Below are 23,329 nucleotides of genomic sequence, written 5' to 3' on the forward strand. Positions count from 1 at the left end.
CAGGAAGTACCGAAGGAGAAAATCTATGAAAGTCACCGTCCTTGGAAACAGTTCCACCACCGTTACAGCAGGAGGCGCCTGCTCTTCGTATCTTCTGGAATCCGATGGAAAGAAAATACTTCTTGATGCAGGTAATGGAAGTATCTTCAACTTGAAGAAGATCCTTTCCTTAGATCAGATTGATGCCATCGTTCTCACTCACCACCATTTTGACCACATATCTGATCTTTTTCTCTTCCGGTATGAAAGAGAAGGACTGAAATATATGGGGTGTGAGGTGAAGCCTATCCCGCTTTACACACCAAAGATGGAGCCTTGGCTTTTGGAGAAGCTGGATAAAAATCATATTTTTGAGTTCTGTTTTGTGGAGAGAGAAAAGATGTTGGAGATTTTTGGGATGAAGGTTTCTTTCATTCCCGTGGAACATCTTGTGGAAACCTATGCCCTACGGTTTGAGAAAGACGGAAAAGTCTTCACTTACTCTGCGGACACGGGCATGTGTGAGGGGATCCTGAAAGCTTCAGAGGATGCGGATCTATTTCTATGTGAAGCCACTTATGTAAGCAAGGAGCCTTACCGGATGAAACATCATCTCCATGGAAAAGAAGCGGGAGAGATTGCAGCGACGTCTCGTGTGAAGAAGCTTCTTCTTACGCATTTGCCGGAGAAGGAGGTGGATCTTCTTCTTTCGGAAGCGAAGGAGATCCATAAGGAGACGGATATTTCAGAGATTCTTCGGAGCTATGGGATCTGATGGGAGTATTTTATAAAAGGGCATAAGAAGACCCTGGCGAAGAAAGCTATTTCTTTGCCAGGGTATTTTCTAATCCACTTTATATTCTGAGGTTTCCTTTTCTTCTTCTTCCTCGGTCGCTTCTTCTTCAAGAAGCTTGGATTCCTCTTCCTGTCTCTTTTTTTCTTCTTCCAGAGATTCTACCGTGAGGTTCTTTTCTTCCATTTCTTGTTGCAAAGCAAGGAGCTTCTCTTCAATGTCTTCCCTGGTGATGATGGACAGGAAGGACATTTTCAGCCTCAGTGCGCGTTTTAAAGCATCATGAGCGCCCAGATAATCTCCTTTTTTCTGGAGAATCTGCCCATAGTAATAATGGGCTTCTGGAAACTTGATGTAGTCTATGGATTTTTCATAGAGGGCTTCCGCCTTCTCCAGGTCTCCCAGGAAGAAGTAGGACTGGGCGAGATTGTCTGTGATGACATAGTCGTCCTTATTGTATTCATAGGCTTCTTTATTGAAGGACAGGGCTTTTTCATAGTCCCCGGCTGCAATGTAGAGGTAGCCCAGGATCTCATACATGATGGAGTTTTTGTACTCTTCTTTGATCCCTTCTACAATGTCAATGGCCTTAGGAAGATTCCCTTTTTTCCACTCGAGAATGGCCATATTGAGAATGTTGTTGTAACGGAACCTGGGGTCTCTCATTTTGGAGTTCTCCGCTTCTACCAGGTACTTTTCTGCTTCTGTAAGGTTTCCTTCCCGAAGAAGGATATAGCCGAAGCTGGACTTGATATAGGGCTTGGCAAAGGGATGCTTCACAGCCTTCTTAAAATAAGTCATGGCCATGTCTGTATTTCCGGCGTTGTAGGCTCTGCTTCCTTTGGTGGCCTGAAGCGTAGGGAAGTTTCTGTACACCGTAAAGAGTAGATACGCGCCTATGAGCAGGTTTGCCTGGGTGGAGTATCCGTTGTAGATCAGGATAAAAATACCTGCAATGGCCAGGAGATCTAAAATGGGGAGATTTCTTGTTTTCATCGTCATTTCCTCAACTTCAATTTACTTTCTTTTCTATAAAATCATAACATGAATCGGGCTATATTTGAACAGGGAAGCTTTATAGAAGATTATGACACATTAGGATTATAAGAAGCTTAATTTCTTTTCGAATACCTGTGCTATAGTGAAAAGAAGAACGTCTATAGAAGTGAACAGACAAAATATAGAGAATAGGGGGGGAGAGTTTGGAAGATAAAAGGATTATGGATCTATTTTTCAGAAGATCAGAAAAAGCAATTGAAGAGCTGGCCGCTAAATACGCTGTGCATCTTCGGTGGATTGGAATGAACATTCTAAAAGATCCAAGAGAGACGGAAGAATGTGAAAACGACACCTATTTTAAAACCTGGAACAGTATTCCGCCGGAAAGACCGGAGTTTCTAAAGGCCTATGTGAGTAAGATCATGAGAAATCTGGCCCTCGACCGGTACCGGAAAAGCAGGACACTAAAAAGAAATGTGGAGATGGATGCGCTTCATCGTGAGCTTCTGGAGACTATTCCAGACAGTAAAGGGGATTTTAAAGCCGAAGACCAGGAGATCCTACAAGCGATCCATACGTTTCTTAGTAGTCTTGATGAAAATCTGCGAACGCTCTTTGTAAGGCGGTACTTCTATGGGGAAAGCGTTAAAAGTCTTTCAGTAAAAATGGGGATTAAAGAAAGCGCTGCGGCTACGAAGCTCTGGCGATTAAGATCTCAGCTGAAAGAAACGCTTGAGAGGGAGGAGGTTTTCTTATGAGAAAAGAAGAAAGACTGATGGATCTTCTGGGACAATTGGATGATTCGTTTCTGGTAGATCTTGATGATGAAGTTTCTACTGTATTGAAAGAAAAGAGGAAAAAAACTGTGGGAGAGGCGATTTGGTTTCAAGGAGCTTCTCTTGCAGCGGCGGCTGTGCTGACGCTAATCATAGCAAGGACTTCCCTTTTGCCTGAAGTGAACGTACCACCCTTTGATTCCACCCTTCCGATCCTCCATATGGACTATGAGCGTTTATTTGCTGGAGGCTGGGGCTATGAAGGACTCATGGGAAAGAACATTGAGGAAATCCACTATGATGCGCCTTGGGAAAGTGGAGACTTTGATACCCTACCAGTGTTTCAAAATGCCATGGGCAGTAAGAGTGAAACCTATACCATGGAGGAGAAGCTGTTGAGGATGAAAAAGGCGCTGCTCTCCGCAGGGGAGAGAGTGGGGGTAGTAATACAAGAAGAGGAGATTCTTGTGGAATGGATCCAAGAGGATTATCCCATAGTGTCTTATGAATCAGAAGAACATACCATTAGTGTGAATCCGGATCTTAGTGCTCGAGTAGGATTTAAAACACCGTATATTGTTCCCGAGGAGCTGAGAAGCAAGGAAGAGCCTTTTATAGAGCAAGACTCCAGCATGGTTTATCCAACGCTCAAAGAGAATCTTAGACTTTCGGAGTACTTCGCTGAAACCTATGGTGATTTAGTAATGATGAATGATCCCGAAATGGCCGTAGAGGGAGGAGACAGGAATATTTACGGCAAGAGGTATTACCATGTATTTTTCTATGAGGGTTCTGTGGATCCGAAAGAGAAATTTCTGAACTATTTTTTCAGAAGAATCTATTTCAATGCAATGGACATGGAGGAACTGAGTTCCATCGCAGTTTTTCAAACAGATTTATCTCAAAAAGTAGGAGAATATCCCATCATATCTGAAAGAGAAGCCAGAGACCTCCTAGTAAAGGGTAATTATGTGACTTCTGTTCCAGAAACTTTTCCCGGCAGAAAGTATATCAGGCGGGTGGAGCTTGTCTACCGCACGGGGTATGATGAGGAATTCTTCATGCCATATTACAGAATCCTGGTGGAAGTGCCTGCACTGAAATATGAAGGCATGAATACCTTTGGAGCTTACTATGTTCCTGCTGTCAGGGCGGAGTATCTTTCCGGACTTCCTACTTATGATGGTTCTTTTAACTGAGTGGAAAGATGCTTTAGATTCAATAATTTGACATATATATCGTTAAGAGCGGAGTAAGGTCTATGACCAAGCTCCGCTTTTAACGAGCTTTCGTGGACAAATCTTTTTTCACTGGGTACAATGAAAGAGTCCAGTTTCTTCTTTTACAACGCAGTATGAGTGCCAAGGTTTGGCAATGAGAGATAGAAAGAGAAGAATAGTATGAGATGGGAAAGGTGGAAAATAGATGATAGAAGCAGTGTTTTTTGATCTGGATGGCACAGTGGCCAATACCAATGAACTCATTTACCAGTCCTTCAAAAGGATGTTTACCGATAAGATGCAGATGGAAGTGGAGGATGCGGAGATTTATAGCCTCTTTGGAGAGCCTCTCACCACAAGTCTTCTGAAATACCAGGAGGACATCACAGACATCATGGACTACTACAGAGCCTATAATGCAGAGCATCACGATGCCATGATCACTTCTTTTGAAGGGGTGGAGGAAGCACTGAAGGCACTGAAAGATAATGGACTGAAGCTTGGCATTGTCACCTCCAAAAGAGAGCGTATGGCAAGAAGAAGCCTCAGCTGCCTGGGACTTTTAGAGTATTTTGATGTCATTGTCACACCGGAATATACGGAAAAGCATAAACCTGAGCCGGATCCTTTATGGAAAGCCTGCGAGCTTGCCGGGGGCATCGATCCGAAAAATACCATCATGGTGGGAGATGCCACCTATGACATTCTTTGTGGAAACGCAGCAGGTGCCACCACCGTTGCAGTATCTTACAGTGTCATCGCACCCGAAGTGCTGAAAGGGGCATATCCTCATTATACCGTGGATGATCTGCGGGAACTTTTGAAAATAATTGAAGAGAAGAACCAGAAAGCCATTTAGTGCAAAGTAATAAGAGAATAAAACCCCCTCCAGTTCTTTTTAAGAACAGAGGGGGTTTTTGCGCAAATGAATGAAAAGATAGATACTATCGAAGAAAAAGAAAAACTAGTAAAGTAAATCAAATACGATGAAGAGGAATATCAACTGTTTATGAAAAAAGCCAGATAATCCATAAGTATAATTAAATATTGGAATAAATTCATGAATATGTTTAGGTTGTATTAGGTCAGAATAACTCAGATAAATTATTTGATTATCCAATCTATTCATTGGATAATATATGTATAAACGGAGGAGGATCTAGTATGTGGTGGATTATTGGAATTATTTTTTTTGTAGGTGTCATCTGGCTGATCGTGCAAGGTATTCGGAATGGGGTGAAAAAGTTCAATACCTCATCATCAGCAAGAGTGAAGTACTTTCTATTCATGCTGATTTTGTTCTATGCCCATGGAATGAACTTTGGATTTAGCTGGATTGTAGCTTTATTTTTATTTTCTCCATTTCTATTGAGATTTTATAAGAATTTGAAAAACAATCTTGGCAATGGGCTGATTAAAAATCAGATTAAGGAATGGGAGAGTCAGCATGCACCAAGATTTTCCTACTCAGAAATCTATAAAATGTTTGATGGGGTACCTGAGTCCATTGCTAAAACAGATGCCAATACGCAGATATATTTTGGAGAAACGATACCTTACGGTAGGGCGAATAATTTTCTGAATTATTTTGAGAAGAGCATAGAGTTGGAAGAGGTGCTCTATTATTCACCAAAAAGAAGCTTGGAGGATGAGGAGCTACGCGAATATGGCATGATTGTAACCCTTGGAGGGATTTATCTGTCCAATCAGTACTTATTGGACAGTAAGAAAAGAGAATATGGTGTGGATCTTTTTGATATCCGATTCAAAGGTCTGTTCGTGACGAATCTCCATGAGGACATACTTACACTCATTTACAATGATTTATCAGGAGTCCGTTTGAGGCGGGGAGAATGTTCAATTCCACTGGAAGTTATAGACGAACTTTGCAAATTTTTGATCAATAATAGGTTCACGCTGTCTCTTTTAAAAGAGAACATTTCTGATGATACCATTTCAGATGGTATCAACTATAAAAATGCATTGAAAGAGGTAGAAGAGACTTTTTCGAAAAATCAGAACGAGAGTTACAGTAATGATATACTGACAAACGCGGGTACTGTTGGAGCGATGCATAGTATGGCCGGACAGTATGGAGAGCTAAAAAATCTGATGAATGGTCGTCAGGGACATGGATATGGGGCGGAGTATGGAAATAACACCATGGATAAGCTAAGAGGAAAATCTGTTCAGAATGCTGGCCAAAAACTTGTAGATGGACGTCAGGTGAAAAATGGTGCAGACCGTATAGTCAACGGGGTCGAGATCCAAACAAAATACTGCAGGTCTGCATCCAGTACTCTTGGAGAAATTATTGATCATGATCGTTTGAGGTATTGGAACTCAGAGGGAAAACCCATGCGTATTGAAGTGCCTAGAGAGCAGTACAAAAAAGTGGTCAATGATCTTCAGAGAAAAATCGATAATGGTGAAATCAAAGATCTCCCCAAGGGAACAAAAGCAACAAAGATCATTGCGAAAGGATTGCTGACCTATCTGGAATCTCAAAGAGTAGCAAAAGGCGGTACGATTGAAGGGCTTGTAGTTGATACAGCCAATGGTGTGATTACCTGTGCCTATGCTGGTGGAATCAGCGCACTCATGAACTTTGCAACGAATATATGGGCTGGAGCAAGTCTTGAAGATTCCATTGCTTCCAGTGTGAAGGTATCAGCCAAGGTGATGGGAAGAGGAACCGCAATCTATGTGCTTTCTATGCAGCTCTCCAGGAAAGAGTTTGTTAATTATTTCAAGGGTCATACCCTGGACGGTATTTTGAATGGAACGGGATACAGCACCATCCTGAATCCTGCCTATATCGCATCAGAGAAGCTGGCACGGGATATAAAAGGATCTACACTGGCAAGATCTACCTTGGGAAACAAACTTCAACTCCAGAAAATTGATGGGAAGATGGTTATATCCTCAGGAGTTATGTTCGCGTTTACCTTTGGTCCAGACATCGCTCGTACGATGGTGGGCAGAATTTCAACAAAGCAGTTATTTAAAAATGCCACAACCAGCTCAGCGGCGATTGCCGGAGCAGCCATCGGTAATACGTTCATGCCCGTTGTAGGTGCGGTGGTTGGAGGTGCTGTTGGTGGATTCATCGCAAAAAGTGTTCTGGATGAATTTATTGAGGATGATGCAAAAGAAATGTTTCAGGTTCTGAAAGAAGAGTTCATCGACTGTGTGATGCTCATGAACCTAAAGAAAGAGGAGTTTGCTGAGATGCTTTCTATGACTATGGGTAATCCTGAACTTCCTCATGTGCTTCGAGATATGTATGCAAGCCAGAATGTAAGGAACTATGCCCGGGAGAACCTGGTGGAAGAAGCAGCAGTGATTATTCTTGGGAAGAGAAAGAGAATCACAGCGGATATGATGGATGAAGCGATGAATAAGTACATAGAAGCAGAGTATACTCTTACAAAAGAATTAGCCTGATCTTCTATCTAAACAGAAGAAATCAAAATAAAGAAGTCCACCACAATCGAAATGATTGGGTGGACTTCTTTGTGAGCGATATTCTGTTTGTCAATCATTGAGGGGTAACACCACGCTGCTCTCTTCATGAAGCCTGGTGAAAGCGGATACGCCATAGGTGTAGTTTTCTGTGTCCAGATGATTGAGGCTGTAGGTTTTTGTCCCTGACACCACAGGAATCTTCTTGAAAAGGTAAGCAGGGTTTTCTGTGTTCAGGTCTCCTTTAGAAAACTGGTAGACCATGAAGTACCGGGTCTTGTCTTTTTCTTCAAAGCCCTCGTAGCCGTCCTGAAATGTAAGGATATTGTTTTTCAGTGTGACCTTTTTGGGCTCTTCCGGCATGGTTTCCGGGAGATTCCGGTTTACTGGCACCACGGCCATTGAACTGAAGTAGCTTTTGATGTTCTCATTGTTTTTTCTGAGGTTTTCGAGCCCAGCGCCTGAGAACTCTCCACTGTTTTCTGCGAGATATCCCAGCCTGAAGAAGACGCTTCCTCTTATATTATTCAGAGTGTTTGTGTAAGCCATCTGATCTGTGAGTACGCTCTCCTGGGACCAGTTTGGATCTTTGATGTTCTCATAGAGCTTGTAGTTTGCATGGCCGATATAAAGATCCACCTTGGTTCCCTCTGCCACATCATTCCACCACCTGGCTAAGGTTCCAAAGGGAGCGGCAGTTTCTTCAAAGGTCCAGTAGATTTGTGGCACAATATAGTCCACAATATTTTCTTGGACGAGTTTTCTGGAGTCTAGAAAGATGCTGTGATGATAGGTTTCCGAACTGTCTGTTGGGGTATCTGAGCCGAGGCCATCAGTTTCCTCACTGTGCCCCCAAATGCCAAAGGGACTGAGTCCTACTTTTACATAGGGTTTCTGGTCATGGACTCTGTGGCTGAGCTCTTTCATAAACTCGTAGGTGTTGTTTCGTCTCCACTCGTTGATGTCTATGAAATCACCTTTATGGGTTTCAAAGGTTTTTAAGTCCTCTCCATCCTCTCCGAAGTAGTAGGGAACCGTCTCCCCATCTTCATTCACCCTGGAGCTTCTGTAGGGATAGAAGTAGTCATCCAGATGCACTGCATCAATATCATACTTCCTCACCACTTCCATGATGCTTTCTATGACGAAGGTTCTTACTTCGGGGTCTCCGGGGTCAAGAAACAGCCTGTCATCAAAGCGAAGCACCTTCTCAGGGTGAAGCCTTGCGTAGCTTTTCTCGGACAATGTGTTGAGGATCTCTTCCGTGGTCAGGTCCGGCATTTTATCCACGGTGACCCGGAAGGGGTTAAACCAGGCATGAAACTCCATGCCTCTTTCATGGGCAGCATCCACGGCGTAGGCCAAAATGTCTGTGGGGAGGCCTTTTGTGACATCTCCTGTGACGTAGATGGAAGGAGGATTCAGTTCGGAAGTGTATAAAGCGTCACCGGAAGGACGCACCTGAAGGATTACGGCATTCATTCTGTAGAGCTCATAGAGATCCAGATTTCTTTCAAAGGAGCGCTTCAGCGCATCCAGGGTCATGCCCTGGGATTTTGGGAAGTCCAGGTTCCTCACAGAGGCCATCCACGCGGAGCGGAAAGCGTATTTCCCGCTGTCCTCGTCTTTCTCTACGGGCAGAAGGGTGTAGGGATTCTCTTCCGCGTCAGGTTCAGAGGGGGTTTCCACTTCCGTTTCTGGTGGTGGCAAGGGTATGGGATCCGGATCGCTTTGAAAGAGCTCGCCGCAGGCTAGAAGGAGTGCAGAGACCAGAAGGAAGCTCAGAAACGTCAGAAATGCTGTATTCTTTCTTTTCTTTTTTGGGATGGACAGCTCTTCAGGGTACTGAAGAATCTTATCCTTGTCTTCTGTAGGAGTCATATAGTTTCACCTCGCAGGGTCGTGTTTCATCTTGTTTCCATACGCATACAGTATTGCACAAAATGTCTGGGAAAGAGTGACATTTTTGTGAAAAGAAAGGGACCGATTCTTTCGGTCCCGGTATTTTCTATTCTAGAAAGCTTTTCTTGCTTCTCTCATCCACATAGCGCTTGTTCTTTCTGGCTGCTTCAATCCTTCGTCTTCTGGCAAGCTTTCTTCTTCGCCTCTTGATGGTGACGACAAGAATGGTCACGGTGAGAGTGATGCTTACAAGGACAATGAGGATATAGCTGAGCAGATGGGTTTTGAGGATCCTTTTATTCACATCCACCGTGGAGAGAAGGTTCACTTTCTTTTCCACAAGGCGTTCTTTGATGGAAGCTTCCCCTACGATAGAGTCCACTTTTACCTCTTTGGCTGTGACATCCTTGTAGGTGAGGACCAGTTCGGACTCACTGATGTTGACGCCGTTTCCGTAGTAGGAGATGGTGTCTTCTGCTTTCACAGGGACTTCCATTTCCTTGGTGGGACCCAGGATGAAATATGGCTTGTAGGATACGGTGATGACACCGACTTCTTCGGCTTTGGAGAGTTTGATGACCTTATCTTCTTCAAAAGCGCTGTCCACAACTTTCAGGATGTCATCAAAGACGAGAATGTTCACGCCATCATTTTGAGAGTTGAGGATGATGCTTCCTAGGGTTCTGCCGTCTCTTTGGTAGATCCCGGCAAAGCATCTGCCTGCCTGCTCGGTGTATCCTGTTTTACCCATGATGTTCCCATGGAGTCCAATGTGCTTGTTGGTGCTTTCAATGAGGCCCAAGGTCTGATCTTTGGTTTTCAGGTCATAGGACTGCTTGCTGGAAACCTCCCGGATCCAAGGATCATTGTAGGCAGCCTCCAGAAGAAACATCAGGTCATAAGCGGTGGTGTAGTGATTGTCATCATGAAGACCGGAGGCGTTGACGAAGTTTGAGTTCATCATGCCGATTTCTTTTGCTTTCTCATTCATGAGCTCTGCAAAAGCCGCTTCTGATTCTGCCACATTAAGGGCCACCACAACAGAAGCATCATTAAAGGACGAAAGAAGCAGTGCATGCATCATATCATCTGCGGAAAATTCTGTCCCCACTGGGATGTTTTTCAGGTTCCAGTAGATGGCGTTCGGCACCACCAGTTTCCCTTCCTGGGGATAGGTGAGATACTCTGTTTTCTTCGCTGAGTACTCATCTGAAAAGACCAGGGCTGTTAAAAGCTTGGTGATAGACGCCGGATAGACCTTGCGGTCAATGTCTTTAGTATAGATGAGTTCTTTGGTGTCCAGATCAAAGGTGATGGATGAGGAACCATTGATCTCCGGCATTTCTGCACGAGCTGTCATAGCGGGGAACAGAAGAAGTAGCATGAGGATCAATGCTGGGATTTTAAAGTGCGTCTTTTTCATATAATCTCCTCCAGAACGTAGTACCATTTCTATGTGTTAACAAGTTATATCATTCATATGATTTCACAAGGCGTATCAAAGCCTGTAAACATTATAACGTAAAACAGATGAACTTATCATCCTTTTCTATGGAATTAATCCTATGAATTTCTTAAGATAATCTTATCATTTGGAAGAAAAGGGGAAACATTCTGAAATGCATCAAAAACAGGAGAAGGGTATTCAAAAACAATGCTGTTAGACAAAAGAGGGAGAGTTTGATAAAATTAAGATAAAAAAGGGAACTTTGTGTTGAGAGTCGAGATTGTCCTATCGATTAAAATTTGGATCGACTGAGGAAAACGTGGAATAGCAGAGTTTTAGAGAGGGTTTCATCAATGAACTACAGCAAGACTTCGGAAAACACAGGAAGCGATGTTAATTTTTTTACGGAAATATCAGAGCATCAGATTTCAGCGCGGGAATTCTTCAGTTGTGTTCTGCTGGACGCTTTGGATCGGAATTTTCATCTTCAGAATGCACTGATCTCCTATTATGATACAAAAGGGGATTTTCTTTCTTGGACCAGCAAGAATGGTGTGATGATGGATTCGAATACCCATCCGTACAGAGCGTATATAGATAAAGATCTGATTCGCCATATCATATTCCAAGAAGCCGTGAAAGACAGATTAACATATTTCAATATTGAACCAAGACTGTATGTGGCTACAGATATCTTAGGTAAAGACCAATATGATGATTCTCCCCATGCTCAGTTTTTACAGTCTCACTTTAACATGAAGTATTCTCTAAGCATGGCCTTTGGCATCAATGCGTACATACAGGTTACGTTTTTTAAGACAGCAGAACAAGGAGATTTCAGTGAAGAGGAAGTCCAATCATTAAGGAAGATCTATGTATATGTTGCAAACTCCTATAAGAACTTTAAGAAACATGAGCAAACGAAAATTGTATCCAATATTCAAAGTGAAATCATAGCTTCTGGTGAAAAAGCATATTTGGTTACGGATGACTTCATGCATATTCTCAGCAGCAATGAGCTTGCTAAGGTCTACCTGAAAGATATTTTAGGGACAAGCATAGAAGAAGATCTCTCCAGAGAAAGCCCTTGTACGTGGCTGCCTTTTTTGTTGGGAGGCCAAGGTCAGGAGCAGATGGAAGACAGTGTCCAAACAAGGGTCATCAGAAACTACGTTTTTAAAATTTATACGTACGATCAATGTTACTCTAATGGAATCATCGACCGCTATCATTGGATTACCATATCAAAGATAGAAGAAAAAGAAAAGCAGGACCATGGCCGAAGAGAGCTGCCTCTTACGGTTACAGAACATAAGGTGGCGGAGCTTCTTTATGAGGGGATGACCTATAAAGCCATTGCAGACAGTCTTGTGGTCAGTTATCATACCGTCAAAAAGCACGTACAGAACATCTACCTTAAGTGCGAGATTCAGAATAGATATCAGCTGTTTAAGCTAATGGATGAAGAAAACTTTGACAAATAGAATACAGAATCACTGATGAAGTTTGATAAAACCCAAACTAAAACAGTTCATACCTACTGAACCTGGAGAAATCCAGGTTTTATTTATTTTCCGGAATGATCTCGGTTTTCAAAGGTTTCATGGGAATTCTCCCATCTGTCCCTCATCAGCAGGCGAAGTGGATTTCAGTGGTCAAAAAACGAAATAGGGAGGATTCCCTATAACAAATACGCCGAATGGCTTATATTGTTAAAATATTAACTTTGGTACACTGAATTCTGTAAGGGAGGTGATACGAAATTGTCAAACAAAGGAGTCATTTTCAACATCCAACGTTTTACAATTCACGATGGACCGGGTGTGAGGACAGAATTATTTTTAAAAGGGTGTCCTTTGAGATGTAAGTGGTGCGGTAATCCCGAAAGCTTCTCGCCAAAGATCCAGCTGGGTGTTTATTCCAGCAAATGTATCGGTGAGGATAAGTGCGGATTATGCAAATCCGTTTGCAGTAGCCATGATGCACTGAAGTTTAATGAGGGTCAGCTGGTGCAGATCAAAGAAGAAAACTGTGCCGAGTGCTTAAAATGTGCAGATCTATGCCCTTCAGAAGCTATAAAAGCATGGGGGTATGAACTGTCTGTGGAAGAATGTATGACCATCATCAGGAAAGATAGAGGTTACTATGACCGTTCCGGCGGTGGGATCACAGTATCTGGAGGGGAGCCCCTTCTTCAAAGCGATTTTGTAGCGGATCTTTTTAAAGCCTGCAAGGCCGAAGGAATCCATACCTGTTTGGAATCGACGTTCTACGGAGAGTGGAGCAAAATAGAGAAGATTCTACCCTATACAGACCTCCTCATTTCGGACATCAAGCACATGGATTCACGGATTCATAAGCAGTACACAAGAGTATCAAACGATAAAATACTTCGGAATCTGAAAAAGCTGTCGGAGAATCATCTTGAGCTGATTTTAAGAGTTCCTGTGATTCCAGAGGTCAATGATGACATGGTGAATATGGAAGCTACAGCGGATTTTATTTTAAACGAGTTAGGAAATCGAGTTCGAACGCTTCAGCTTCTGAGTTATATGCGCTTAGGACAGGAGAAATACACATCTTTAGGAATACCCTACCCCATGGAGGGGATTGAGTTTGACCGGGATGTGTTTCAGAAAAAGATCGCTGATATTTCAGCATATATGAACCAAAGAGGCATTCACTGTCAGGTTGGTACAAAAGAAAAGAATTAAATGATTACAATGCACATATATAAGAACAGAATCTAAGGAGGATTATTGATGCAGATGGAAAGAATAAAGGCCAGTGGTACAGAACCTTTTGATCAGACCTACAGCTTAGGGTATGAGGTCAATCATAAGGAGTGGTCTCCCTTTGAAAGAGTAAACCGATTGAGAAAGGTCTTTTTGGACAGACCTTACGAAATTGATGTGGAACGCTTACGGCTTGTAACAGAGTCCTACAGGAAGAATGAAACACTACCACAAAAACTACAATGTGCTTATGCTTTTGAAAATGTTTTGCTTCATTCTACATTACATATTTATGAGGATGATCTGATTTTGGGAGAGATTGCTGCACCTGCAAAGGCTTCCCCTATTTATCCGGAGTTCTCTGTGAACTGGATCATCGATGAAATTCTCAATTCTCCTTTTGAGGAAAGAGCACATGATCAGTTTTATATCAGAAATGACGAAGAAAGAAAAGAAATCGTGGAACTTTGTAAGTACTGGCAGGGTAGAACCATTGAAGATAAGGTCAACAAGAGACTGGAAGAAGAGCAGACGAAGGGTTCGCAGCTGGGGAAGAAAATATTCCAGACAAATTTATACCATTATGCGGGTGCGGGACATCTTGCCATAGATTATGCAAAGCTTATGGCGGTAGGATATGACGGTCTCATTGACATTGCAGCGAAAAAATATGAAAACCTGGATAAAAAAGATCCTGAATATGGAGAAAAACGGGATTTCTATAAGGCCATGATCATTATGCATGAGGCAGCCAAAAAATATATTGCACGGTATGGAAGCCTTGCAGTGGAAATGGCAGCCACTGAAAGTAGGCAGAAGAGAAAAGAAGAACTGCTTCAGATGGCTGAAAACTGCAAAGCCATTGCTGGAGGCGCACCTAAAACCTTCTGGCAGGCACTTCAGCTGTTTAACTTTGCTACGACACTGATTCAGATTGAAAGCAATGGACACTCCATCTCCTATGGCCGTATGGACCAGTGGCTATATCCTTATTATGAATCTGACATGGAGAATCACAGAATATCCAAAGAATTTGCCCTAGAGCTGATTGAAGTCCAGTATGTCAAGATGAACAATCCAACAAAACTCAAAGACAAAGGAACAGTGCTTGTTAGAAATGGAAGAGGTTTTGGAGGAGAAAGTCTTACCATAGGCGGTGTGGACCGCAGTGGAAAGGATGCAACCAACGATCTTACGATGCTGATGCTTGAAGGCTCAGCGCACACAAGAATGATGAATCCTTGGGTTTGTGTCAGAATGCATGAACATACTCCTTATGAGCTGAAAGTGAAAACGGTAGAGTGCATCCGGGCGGGTTACGGACATCCTAAGATATTTAATGATGCACCTTCCATCAAAGCCATGATGAGCAAGGGAATGACACTGGAAGAAGCAAGAGACTATGCAGTCATCGGCTGTGTAGAATTGAGTCTTCCAGGAAAAGAATATGGGTGGCATGATGCCGCCTATGTGAATACCCCAAAAATGATGGAAATGGTCGTCAATGGTGGCAGATGTCTGGACTGTGGTCCACACTGTGCCAGATGGGAACGTTGTGGAAAGATAGGAGAGAAGCTGGGGCCGGACACAGGCAGTCTTTTGACCTATGAGAGCTTTGATGAGGTTCTTTCCAGCGTGGATCATCAGTTTGATTACTGGTGTGACCAAATGTGCAGCAGTTTAAATATCATTGATTATACCCACAGAGCATTGAAACCAGTACCCTATGTGTCGGCGTTCTTTGAAGACTGCCTCGAATCAGGAAAGGACCTGACAGAAGGGGGAGCCAAGTATAATGGAATTGGACCACAAGCAAGTGGCATGGCCACTTGTGCAGATTCTCTTTCCAGTATCAAGCAGCTGGTTTTTGATGAAAAGCGATTTACAGGGGAAGAACTCCTTAACGCAATCAAGGACAACTGGGTGGGTCATGAAATCCTTTATGCAACGGTCAACAGTTCAAAGGTCCACCACTATGGAAATGATGATGATTATGCAGATGATCTCTTCAAGTATATGTTTGAGTGTTACTGCAGAACCATTCGTGGAAGGAAAACACCAAGAGGTGGAGAGTACAGTCCTGGCGTGTATTCTGTAAATGCCAATGTGGCCATGGGACTGAACACCAATGCATCTTTGGATGGCAGAAAAGCATTTGAACCCATTTCAGACAACATGGGGCCAGTGCATACAGATGGCGGTTCACATGACATCAACGGTCCTACAGCCATCGTGAACTCATTGGCGAAGGTAGATCACAGCCTTGCGACCAACGGAACACTCATGAATCTGAGGTTCCCTCAAGAAGCCGTAGCGGGCATTGAAGGCAGAGATACGCTGATCAGCTTTATTGAGGAGTATATCGCAAAAGAAGCCATGCATGTCCAGTTCAATATCATGAGTGCGGAGACCATGAAGGCTGCTCAGAAGAACCCAAAAGACTATAAAGATATGCTGGTGCGCGTGGCCGGATACAGTGCTTATTTTGTAGAGCTGGGTGAACCGCTGCAGAAAGATCTGATCCAGCGAACAGAACTCCGTTTTTAGATCGATTCAGAAAATGATACAGGCTCTAGTTATGGATCCCGATATCCATAGATACAGAAGACTCCATTCTATGACTAGAGCCGGTACCCATTTAGTCAAGTTCAGTGTTCAATAAGAAATTTTATGAAAAATAATGATTGGAGAAAATAATGGTTTTTGAATTTACATTTATTTTGGTTGCACTGATGCAGGTTGTTGGTTTTTTCGTTCAGGGGACTACAGGCTTTGGATGTACGGTCATTGCTGCGCCTGTCACCAATGGGCTCCTTGGAACAGCAACAGGAGTTCCTTATGGAACCCTCATTACCCTTCCATTTCTTTATTACTTGGCAGTGAAGTCCTTTAGAGAAGTATCTTGGAAAGATCTTTTGAAGATTGTTCTTTTATGCGCGCCAGGCTTGTTTTTAGGGAACTATCTCTTCTACAAGATTGATGAAACAACGGCAAGAATCTCCATAGGCGCCATGGTTACACTCATTGCTCTCATTAATATTTATAAATATATCATTAAGCCAATGGTGTTCAAAGTTCAAGAACAGGAAGATGCCCCAGATACAGTGATTGCCAAAGTACTGCGTTACGGATGTCTTGCTCTGGGTGGGGTTGTCCATGGTGCGTTCAACATCGGAGGACCACTGATCACTGTTTATACCATTTCCGCTGTGAAAGAGAAGGAGAAGTTCAGAAATACCATGAATATGGTCTGGGTGGTTCTAAACACCTACAATGCATTCAATCAGTACCGTAATGGTGTGCTGACTCCTCGCTTGTTCAGCGCGTTAGGGTTTGGGTTACCCATGGCAGCCATTGGCTTCTTCATAGGGATGGCATTCCTGAAGAAGATAAACAGAGAACAGTTTCTGCGGATCGTTTATATTGTGCTGCTGTTCATTGGTGGAGACATGCTGATCCGTAATCTGTTGACACTTCTTTAAGATACAGAGAAGCATAGGGCCACAGAAAGTAGTAGCAGCGTAGTAGTTCATATTAATTTAGAGGAGATCACTAAGATGAAAAATTTTATATTTACAGTTCCACAGCATATTGAGTTTGGGTTTGGGAGCATGGAAAAGCTCCCACAGATCCTTAATGAAGTTCAGTCCGAGCATGTTTTTCTCATTTCCGATCCTGGACTGGCTCAGATTGGGGTCGTGAATAAAGTGGAAGAAATTATTAAGAAAGCAGGAATCCTTTGTTCCAGTTATATTGGCATCAAACCGAATCCCACAATTTCCATTGTCGAAGCAGCAGCGGCTGCTTTTAAGGAATCTGGCGCTACAAGTATTGTTGCGCTTGGGGGAGGAAGTCCTATAGATGTGGCAAAGGCTGTAGGTGTGCTTGCAACCTTTGGTGGAGAGATCAGCGATTATGAGGGGAATCACAAAGTTCCTGGACCGATCCTGCCCATGATCGCCATTCCGACCACCGCAGGTACAGGAAGCGAAGTGACAGCTTCTGCTGTCATTACAGACGAGAAGAGAAACTATAAGATGACGGTATTCAGTTATGAAATGCTGCCAAAGTATGCGATTTTAGATCCTCAGCTGATTATGACAGCACCAGCGTCTGTTGCGGCTGCCTGTGGTATTGATGCGTTTATTCATGCTTTGGAAGCGTACCTGTCCAGAAATGCTACTCCATTTTCTGATGCCATGGCAGAAAAAGCAATGTCGCTTATTGGAGCGAACCTGAGAAGGTTTGTGGCCAACAGAGAAGATGAGGAAGCGGCCAGTGCCATGATGCTGGGATCTAACTTTGCAGGAATCTCCTTTGCCTGGGCAAGGCTTGGAAATGTCCATGCCTTAAGCCATCCAGTCAGCGCTCATTTTCATGTGGCACACGGAGTTGCCAATGCCATTCTTCTTCCGTATGTGTTAGAATATAACGCGCTTTCGGATTGTGGCCGTTATGAGACGATATATCATTATATCCGAGAAGCAAAAACTGCACCAAAGTCCTTTGTGCCAGTCATGCTGATTGATGAAATCCGAAAGCTCAATGAGGACTTGGGGATTCCAGAAACCTTATCTCAAGTTGGCGTTCAGGCAGAGAAGATTTCTGAGATGGCTGAAGATGCAATGAAGAGTGCGAACATTTTAGCCAACCCAAGGCAATCTACTGTAAGAGATTTAGAGAAACTGTACAAGAACGCGCTGTAAAGAAGTAGGGAAATTCACTCCAAATTGTTGATGAATTTGGAGTGTTATTTCCCCATGGATTGTGATAAATTAGACAAGTGGTTGAATTGATTACTGCTATAAGGAGTATTGTTGTGAGGATTGAATCTAATGTTACGTTGTTTTCTAAATGGATGATCAGCCTTTTGGTACCTGGACTCATCTTACTTATCCCAATAGATCAGAACTTTACGAGTTCTTTGAGATTGTTTTTCGTTATTACAGTACTGGTGATACTGATCATTGCCTTCGAGCTTTTACCTCAATTGATTGCAGCTTTCCTGCTTCCATCTCTCTACTATGTCAGCGGGCTGGTTCCCATGGAGGTTGCCTTTCAGTCTTGGACCAGTTCTACCGTCTGGATGGTCCTTGGTGGACTTCTTCTAAGCTGCATATTGGAGGAATGCGGTCTTCTGAAAAGAATCGCCTATTATGTGATCAGTAAATGTGGAGGTACCTATAAAGGTGCTGTGTTTGGATGTTTCTTCATAGGGCTTGCGCTGAATCTGGTCACCTTCTGTTATGGGTGGCTTGTGGCCAGTGCATTGGTTTATGGTATTTGTAAAGCAATGAATTTGAAGCCTTCAAGGGAGTCGTCTCTTCTTTGTTTTGCTGGCACCATTGGTGCCACTGGTTCTACCATATTTCTGTATTATCCTGGATATTATGCGCTCATTGAAGACTCCATCAGAACGGTTCAAGGGGACTATACCATGTCCATGATAGAAACGTTCAAGTATAACGGAGTAGGGCTCCTCCTGTATGTGATTGCTCTTTTGATTTTATTAAAGGCTTACAAAACAAAGGAATTGGACCAACAGTTCCAGAATAATATTTTCAAGAAAAAGTACAAAGATCTGGGTCCGCTGAGCCGAAAAGAGAAGTATGCCGTCCTGATGGTGCTTGTGCTTCTTGTGTATCTATTCTCCTCAAGGTTCACAAATTATCCTGCTGCCTATGGGTTTATGTTAGTTCCACTATGGGCATTTCTTCCAGGAATCAATATTGCGGATAAGAAGATCACAGAAAAGATTAATTTTCCCATGGTTTTCTTTGTGTCGGCTTGTCTTGGGATTGGTATTGTTGGGGCGGAGGTTGGCTTTGGAAAGTTTCTGACAGATGTGGCGCTGCCTCTGCTTTCAGGAAAAAGCCCCTTGGTTGCCAGTATAGCGTTCATGCTATTTGGCATCATCGCCAATTTCTTCATGACACCCTTTGCTATGCTTGGGGGCCTCTCGCTTCCCTTCGCACAAATCGCTGTATCCTTAGGCATGAATCCTGTAGCAGTTGTCATGATCTTATTATTTTCCTGCGAAATTTTACTGCTGCCGTATCAGTCTGCTGGAAATCTTATGATGTATGCTTTTGGTATGATGCCCATGGGTGATTTTATCAAGCAGCAAGGTCTGAAGGCGATTTTGATGATCGCTGGATTTATTGTTATCATATATCCTTTGTGGAATCTACTAGGTTATATTTAAAAAACATCACAGGCTTAATGTTTGATTGAAGCTGTTTTATATGGAAACATCCCACGGGTTCACACCCGAGGGGTGTTTTTTTATGTGTCTTGCAGTAGCTTCACTGCACGGCTCATTTTAATTTTTTGTAATAATTGGATATTATAATAGAAAGGTATAACGGTAACGTCTATAATGAAATAGTAAGAGAATTTTAAGGTAGAGGTGAGTGTAAGCTTGAAATCTGTGGATATTTTCAGTAACAGAAAACCGAAAATCATTGGCAAAAGGCGGGAATACTCGGTGATGCTGCTGCTCACAGAGATGGAGGGTGAGCCCCATCTCATTCTGGAAAAGAGAGCCAGCACTTTGAAGAGCCAGCCTGGAGACATCTGCCTTCCTGGTGGAGGAATCGAGCCTTTAGAGTCGCCTCTGGAAGCTGCTGTGCGGGAAACCATGGAGGAGCTTTGCATCTCCCGGGAGGAAATTGAGGTCATAGGACCCATGGACTATTTCTTAAGTCCCTATGGACAGACCATGTATCCCTTTGTGGCGAGGACAAACCGCACAAAGTTTCAGCCCAGTGCAGACGAAGTGGAGCGTCTTATTTTTGTTCCTCTTTCTTTTTTTGAGGAGCATACACCGCTGATTTATGAGATTGATCTCACGGCAAAGCTTGGAGAAGACTTTCCATACCATCTCATTGAGAATGGCAAAGACTATCCTTTCAGGCGTGCCACCAACAAACAGTATTTCTATAAGTTCGGAGACGTTGTCATCTGGGGCTTCACCGCCCAAATTGTTAAAAGTTTCATCGATATATTAAAGGAGGACGAATCACATGCTGAATTTTGATTTTCACAATCCCACAAGGCTGGTCTTTGGACAGGGGACCATCAAGGACCTGGGAAAATACATTAAGGAATACGGAGACAAGAAGGTGCTGCTTCTTTATGGAAAAGGATCCATCTTTAAGAATGGCGTCTATGATGAGGTGGTAAGCTCTCTGAAAGAACATGGCATAGAATATGTGGAAATGGACGGCGTAAAGCCCAATCCTGTACTTTCCAAGGTCATTGAGACCGTGGATCTTATGAAGAGAGAGAAAGTGGATGCCATTGTGGCTGTGGGAGGAGGATCTGTTCTGGATACCTCCAAGATTTCAGCAGCTGCCTACTATTATGATGGAAATCCCTGGGACTTTTATGAAGGTAAGGTTTACCCTGAGAAAGCGCTGCCCATCTATGGGGTGCTGACCATTTCTGCAACAGGCTCGGAGATGAACTCCGGTGGGGTCATCACCAATGAAGAAGAGAAAAAGAAGTGGGGATGGGGGTCCAAATACACCTATCCTAGACTTTCTATCGTGGACCCATCGGTTCAGAAATCACTCCCAAGAAACCAGACGGTGAACGGTGCAGTGGATACCTTGACCCATGTGTTTGAAGCCTACTTTGGCGGAACCAGCGGTACATTGATGCAGGATGAGTTCTCAGAAGGCATCATCCGCACCACCATGGCTTCTGTAAAAGTGCTTCTGGAAAATCCGGAAGACTATGAAGCAAGAGCAAACCTTGCCTGGGCAGCGACCTTAGCCCTGAACGGACTGAACGGTCTTGGCCGTAGAGGAGACTGGGCTTCCCACAGCATCGAGCACTCTGTGTCTGCATACTATGACATAGCACACGGGGAAGGTCTTTCCATTGTGATGCCTGCTTGGATGAAGTATGTCTATAAAAATGATGTGGAGAAATTTGCACGGTTCGGAGAAAAGATCTTCGGCATCGTGAAAGAGGACAAAGGAGAGCAGGCTCTGGCAGCCATTGAGGCCTACAAGGAATTCTTAAGAAGCATTGGTGCACCGGTTTCTTTAAGTGAAAGAAACATCGGAGAAGAACATCTCAAAGAAATGGCAGAGAATGCAGTGCTGAGAGGACCTCTAGGAAGCCTTATGAAGCTTCAGGCGGAGGATGTTTACGAAATCTACAAGCTGGCGCTGTAAAAACCGGTAGAGACACCCGAACAGAAAACTGTATAGACTCCTTCAAGAAGAGAAGAGGCGGGTGACCCTACCCTCTTCTCTTTTTTGTCTTTGAGGAAGAGCGGGGAGAAAGAGAACCGAAGAGAAGACAATGGAAAGAATCTTTTTGTGCTTTTTCAAGGGGTTCACAGCTTTCAAAGAATTTCAAGACTTATGAGGATTGATATTTTTTGGTAAGATGAGAAAGCTTTAATTTATAAGATCCGAAGTTATCAAGTCGGATTGAAAGGACTGTTTCATGTACAAGGAGTTTTTTAATATGATAAAAAAGAATAACCCCAATGAGCTGATCATTGTGGATGGCGTGGTGGGCTCCGGCAAGACCACTTTTATGAATCTATTGAAGGAAGAGCTTTCCCTTCCAGGCTTTGAAGAGCCTGTGACGGATAATCCTCTGTTAGAGAAGTTCTACCATGACAGAAAAAGATATTCCTTTCCACTGCAGGTATTCTTCCTCAACAGGCGTTTCCGGATGCTGAAGGATGCGGGAGAAAACCTCACGGCTTCTGTCATGGACAGAAGCATCTATGGGGATGTGATCTTTGCAAAGCTTCTCCATGAAGGCGGAGATATGGAAAAGGATGAGTTTGATCTTTATCAGGAGCTTCTCGTCAATATGCTGGACCACATAGAATCCCCAAAGCTCATGATTTATCTCAAATGCGATGTGGACACCGCCATCCATCGCATTGAGAAGCGCGGAAGAGACTATGAGCAGATCGTGGAAAGAGACTACTGGGAGAGGCTGAACAAGGAGTATGAAGCTTATTTCAAGGAGTATAACCTCTCCAAGCTTCTGGTCATTGATGTGAAGAACTATGACCTTCTGGAAAATGAGAAGGATAGAAAAGAAGTCATGGATCTGGTGAAAAAGGCCATTTCAGAATCATAATAGGAGAAGCTCATTTTGAGAACGCCCTGCGCTCTTTAAAGTGGGCTTTTTCTTTTGCCTTCTTCGGAAGTGAAAGGCATAAAAGGACAATGTGCACCCGTGGAGAAAAACTGTTTTCCCTTTGTGGTAAAAGCCTTTTCGTTGGATACAATATGAAATGTGAAATTATAAACCATCTATGAAAAATGAAATAGAACTGGGGTCTTATCTCAAAAATGATGAGTTTTCTAGAAATGTTCTTCCATAATTTGAATAACTTGTTAAATTATTGAAAAAGTCATATAAAAACGGCCAAAAGGTCCAAAGGCTTCATCTTATGTTATAATTTTGCCGAAGAGATGAAATATCGTTTACAGGAATTGCGCCAGAAAGCCCATACCGAGCTTGCCTGGCTTCAGCCGTGGGATGAATGGCGCTTGCGTGGCAAACATATTGCAGTTTGAATCTCATACCGATACACTGTGTTTATGAGCCAAATATATAGAAGAGCTCAAACAACTGTATCGCTAATCAAGTATCATTTTGTATTCTGCCCTAGATACCGCAGGAAACGTATCGAGCGAAACGATAAGGCGGTATGTCGAAGAACAAAAAACGAAGGGGTGAAACTGTGCAAATAACTGTAAAAGCCAAGTTGCTTCCAACATCAGAGCAACGAGAGCATCTAAAAACAGCAACAGTCGAATATATTCGTTTGATAAACACCATTGTCTCTGAATGTATTGAAGCAGACGAGCTTATTAAGCATACAAGTGGCACGGTTTTGGCTACACTGCCCAGTGCATTGAAAAATCAAGCAATACAAGATGCAAAATCAGTCTACAAAAAGTTTAGAAAAACAAAGATTCGTAGTGTTCTGAAAAAGCCTGTTTGCATATGGAACAATCAAAATTGGA

General features: G+C 43.1%; 17 protein-coding genes and 2 pseudogenes. 16 read left to right on the forward strand and 3 right to left on the reverse strand.

Annotated features, from left to right (window positions below):
- Positions 1-25 precede the first annotated feature (25 nt).
- Positions 26-754, forward strand: coding sequence for an MBL fold metallo-hydrolase (locus T487_RS0109225; protein WP_031576661.1), 729 nt, complete (start codon positions 26-28; stop codon positions 752-754).
- 69 nt (positions 755-823) lie between these two features.
- Here T487_RS0109225 and T487_RS0109230 read toward each other — a convergent pair whose 3' ends face one another.
- Complete coding sequence (locus tag T487_RS0109230; RefSeq protein ID WP_051651631.1) at positions 824-1,768, reverse strand: tetratricopeptide repeat protein; 945 nt, start codon at positions 1,766-1,768, stop codon at positions 824-826.
- A gap of 206 nt (positions 1,769-1,974) precedes the next feature.
- Here T487_RS0109230 and T487_RS0109235 point away from each other — a divergent pair, with 206 nt between their 5' ends.
- The 4 genes from T487_RS0109235 (at position 1,975) to T487_RS0109250 (ending at position 7,214) form a co-directional block, all read left to right on the forward strand.
- Entirely contained in the window at positions 1,975-2,529 is a 555-nt protein-coding gene (locus tag T487_RS0109235; RefSeq protein WP_031576663.1) for an RNA polymerase sigma factor, read from the forward strand.
- Entirely contained in the window at positions 2,526-3,746 is a 1,221-nt protein-coding gene (locus T487_RS0109240; RefSeq protein ID WP_031576664.1) for a hypothetical protein, read from the forward strand. Before T487_RS0109235 ends, T487_RS0109240 begins: the two co-directional genes overlap by 4 nt.
- 226 nt (positions 3,747-3,972) lie before the next feature.
- Entirely contained in the window at positions 3,973-4,626 is a 654-nt protein-coding gene (ppaX, locus tag T487_RS0109245; RefSeq protein WP_031576665.1) for a pyrophosphatase PpaX, read from the forward strand.
- A gap of 305 nt (positions 4,627-4,931) precedes the next feature.
- A complete protein-coding gene (locus T487_RS0109250) occupies positions 4,932-7,214 on the forward strand; it encodes a hypothetical protein (RefSeq protein WP_031576666.1) in 2,283 nt (760 codons plus the stop codon).
- Between the two features lie 90 nt (positions 7,215-7,304).
- Here the strand turns inward: T487_RS0109250 and T487_RS15940 are convergent, their stop codons facing one another.
- Both T487_RS15940 and T487_RS0109260 read right to left on the reverse strand, forming a co-directional pair.
- The gene (locus tag T487_RS15940) at positions 7,305-9,113 is read right to left on the reverse strand and encodes a glycoside hydrolase family 10-like protein (RefSeq protein ID WP_051651632.1); all 1,809 of its coding nucleotides are present in this window, start codon (positions 9,111-9,113) and stop codon (positions 7,305-7,307) included.
- Between the two features lie 127 nt (positions 9,114-9,240).
- Complete coding sequence (locus tag T487_RS0109260) at positions 9,241-10,557, reverse strand: D-alanyl-D-alanine carboxypeptidase family protein (RefSeq protein WP_031576668.1); 1,317 nt, start codon at positions 10,555-10,557, stop codon at positions 9,241-9,243.
- Between the two features lie 377 nt (positions 10,558-10,934).
- On the opposite strand from T487_RS0109260, the gene T487_RS0109265 reads away from it, so the two are divergent.
- The 11 genes and pseudogenes from T487_RS0109265 to T487_RS0109320 all read left to right on the forward strand — a co-directional run.
- Entirely contained in the window at positions 10,935-12,065 is a 1,131-nt protein-coding gene (locus T487_RS0109265; protein WP_031576669.1) for a helix-turn-helix domain-containing protein, read from the forward strand.
- A gap of 279 nt (positions 12,066-12,344) precedes the next feature.
- The gene (gene hpfH / locus T487_RS0109270; RefSeq protein ID WP_031576670.1) at positions 12,345-13,295 is read left to right on the forward strand and encodes a (2S)-3-sulfopropanediol dehydratase activating enzyme; all 951 of its coding nucleotides are present in this window, start codon (positions 12,345-12,347) and stop codon (positions 13,293-13,295) included.
- A gap of 48 nt (positions 13,296-13,343) precedes the next feature.
- On the forward strand, positions 13,344-15,863 hold the full coding sequence (hpfG, locus tag T487_RS0109275) for a (2S)-3-sulfopropanediol dehydratase (protein WP_031576672.1): 2,520 nt from the start codon (positions 13,344-13,346) through the stop codon (positions 15,861-15,863).
- Positions 15,864-16,012: 149 nt separating this feature from the next.
- A complete protein-coding gene (locus T487_RS0109280; protein ID WP_031576674.1) occupies positions 16,013-16,798 on the forward strand; it encodes a sulfite exporter TauE/SafE family protein in 786 nt (261 codons plus the stop codon).
- Positions 16,799-16,873: 75 nt separating this feature from the next.
- Positions 16,874-18,022 (forward strand): iron-containing alcohol dehydrogenase, encoded by a 1,149-nt coding sequence (locus T487_RS0109285; protein WP_031576676.1) that lies wholly within the window; start codon positions 16,874-16,876, stop codon positions 18,020-18,022.
- A gap of 113 nt (positions 18,023-18,135) precedes the next feature.
- Positions 18,136-19,521 (forward strand): SLC13 family permease, encoded by a 1,386-nt coding sequence (locus T487_RS0109290; protein WP_242848043.1) that lies wholly within the window; start codon positions 18,136-18,138, stop codon positions 19,519-19,521.
- A gap of 216 nt (positions 19,522-19,737) precedes the next feature.
- Complete coding sequence (locus T487_RS0109295; RefSeq protein ID WP_031576679.1) at positions 19,738-20,355, forward strand: NUDIX hydrolase; 618 nt, start codon at positions 19,738-19,740, stop codon at positions 20,353-20,355.
- Entirely contained in the window at positions 20,342-21,502 is a 1,161-nt protein-coding gene (locus T487_RS0109300; RefSeq protein WP_031576681.1) for an iron-containing alcohol dehydrogenase, read from the forward strand. The genes T487_RS0109295 and T487_RS0109300 overlap by 14 nt, the downstream gene beginning before the upstream one ends.
- Before the next feature lie 298 nt (positions 21,503-21,800).
- Complete coding sequence (locus tag T487_RS0109310; protein ID WP_036909345.1) at positions 21,801-22,433, forward strand: deoxynucleoside kinase; 633 nt, start codon at positions 21,801-21,803, stop codon at positions 22,431-22,433.
- Positions 22,434-22,900: 467 nt separating this feature from the next.
- A pseudogene (locus T487_RS16245) lies at positions 22,901-22,984 on the forward strand (IS200/IS605 family transposase); the annotation flags it as partial.
- A 26-nt stretch (positions 22,985-23,010) separates the two neighbouring features.
- Positions 23,011-23,329 (forward strand): annotated as a pseudogene (locus T487_RS0109320) (RNA-guided endonuclease TnpB family protein); the annotation flags it as partial.

Source organism: Proteiniclasticum ruminis DSM 24773 (assembly GCF_000701905.1).
In the GTDB taxonomy this organism is placed as follows: Bacteria; Bacillota; Clostridia; order Clostridiales; family Clostridiaceae; genus Proteiniclasticum; species Proteiniclasticum ruminis.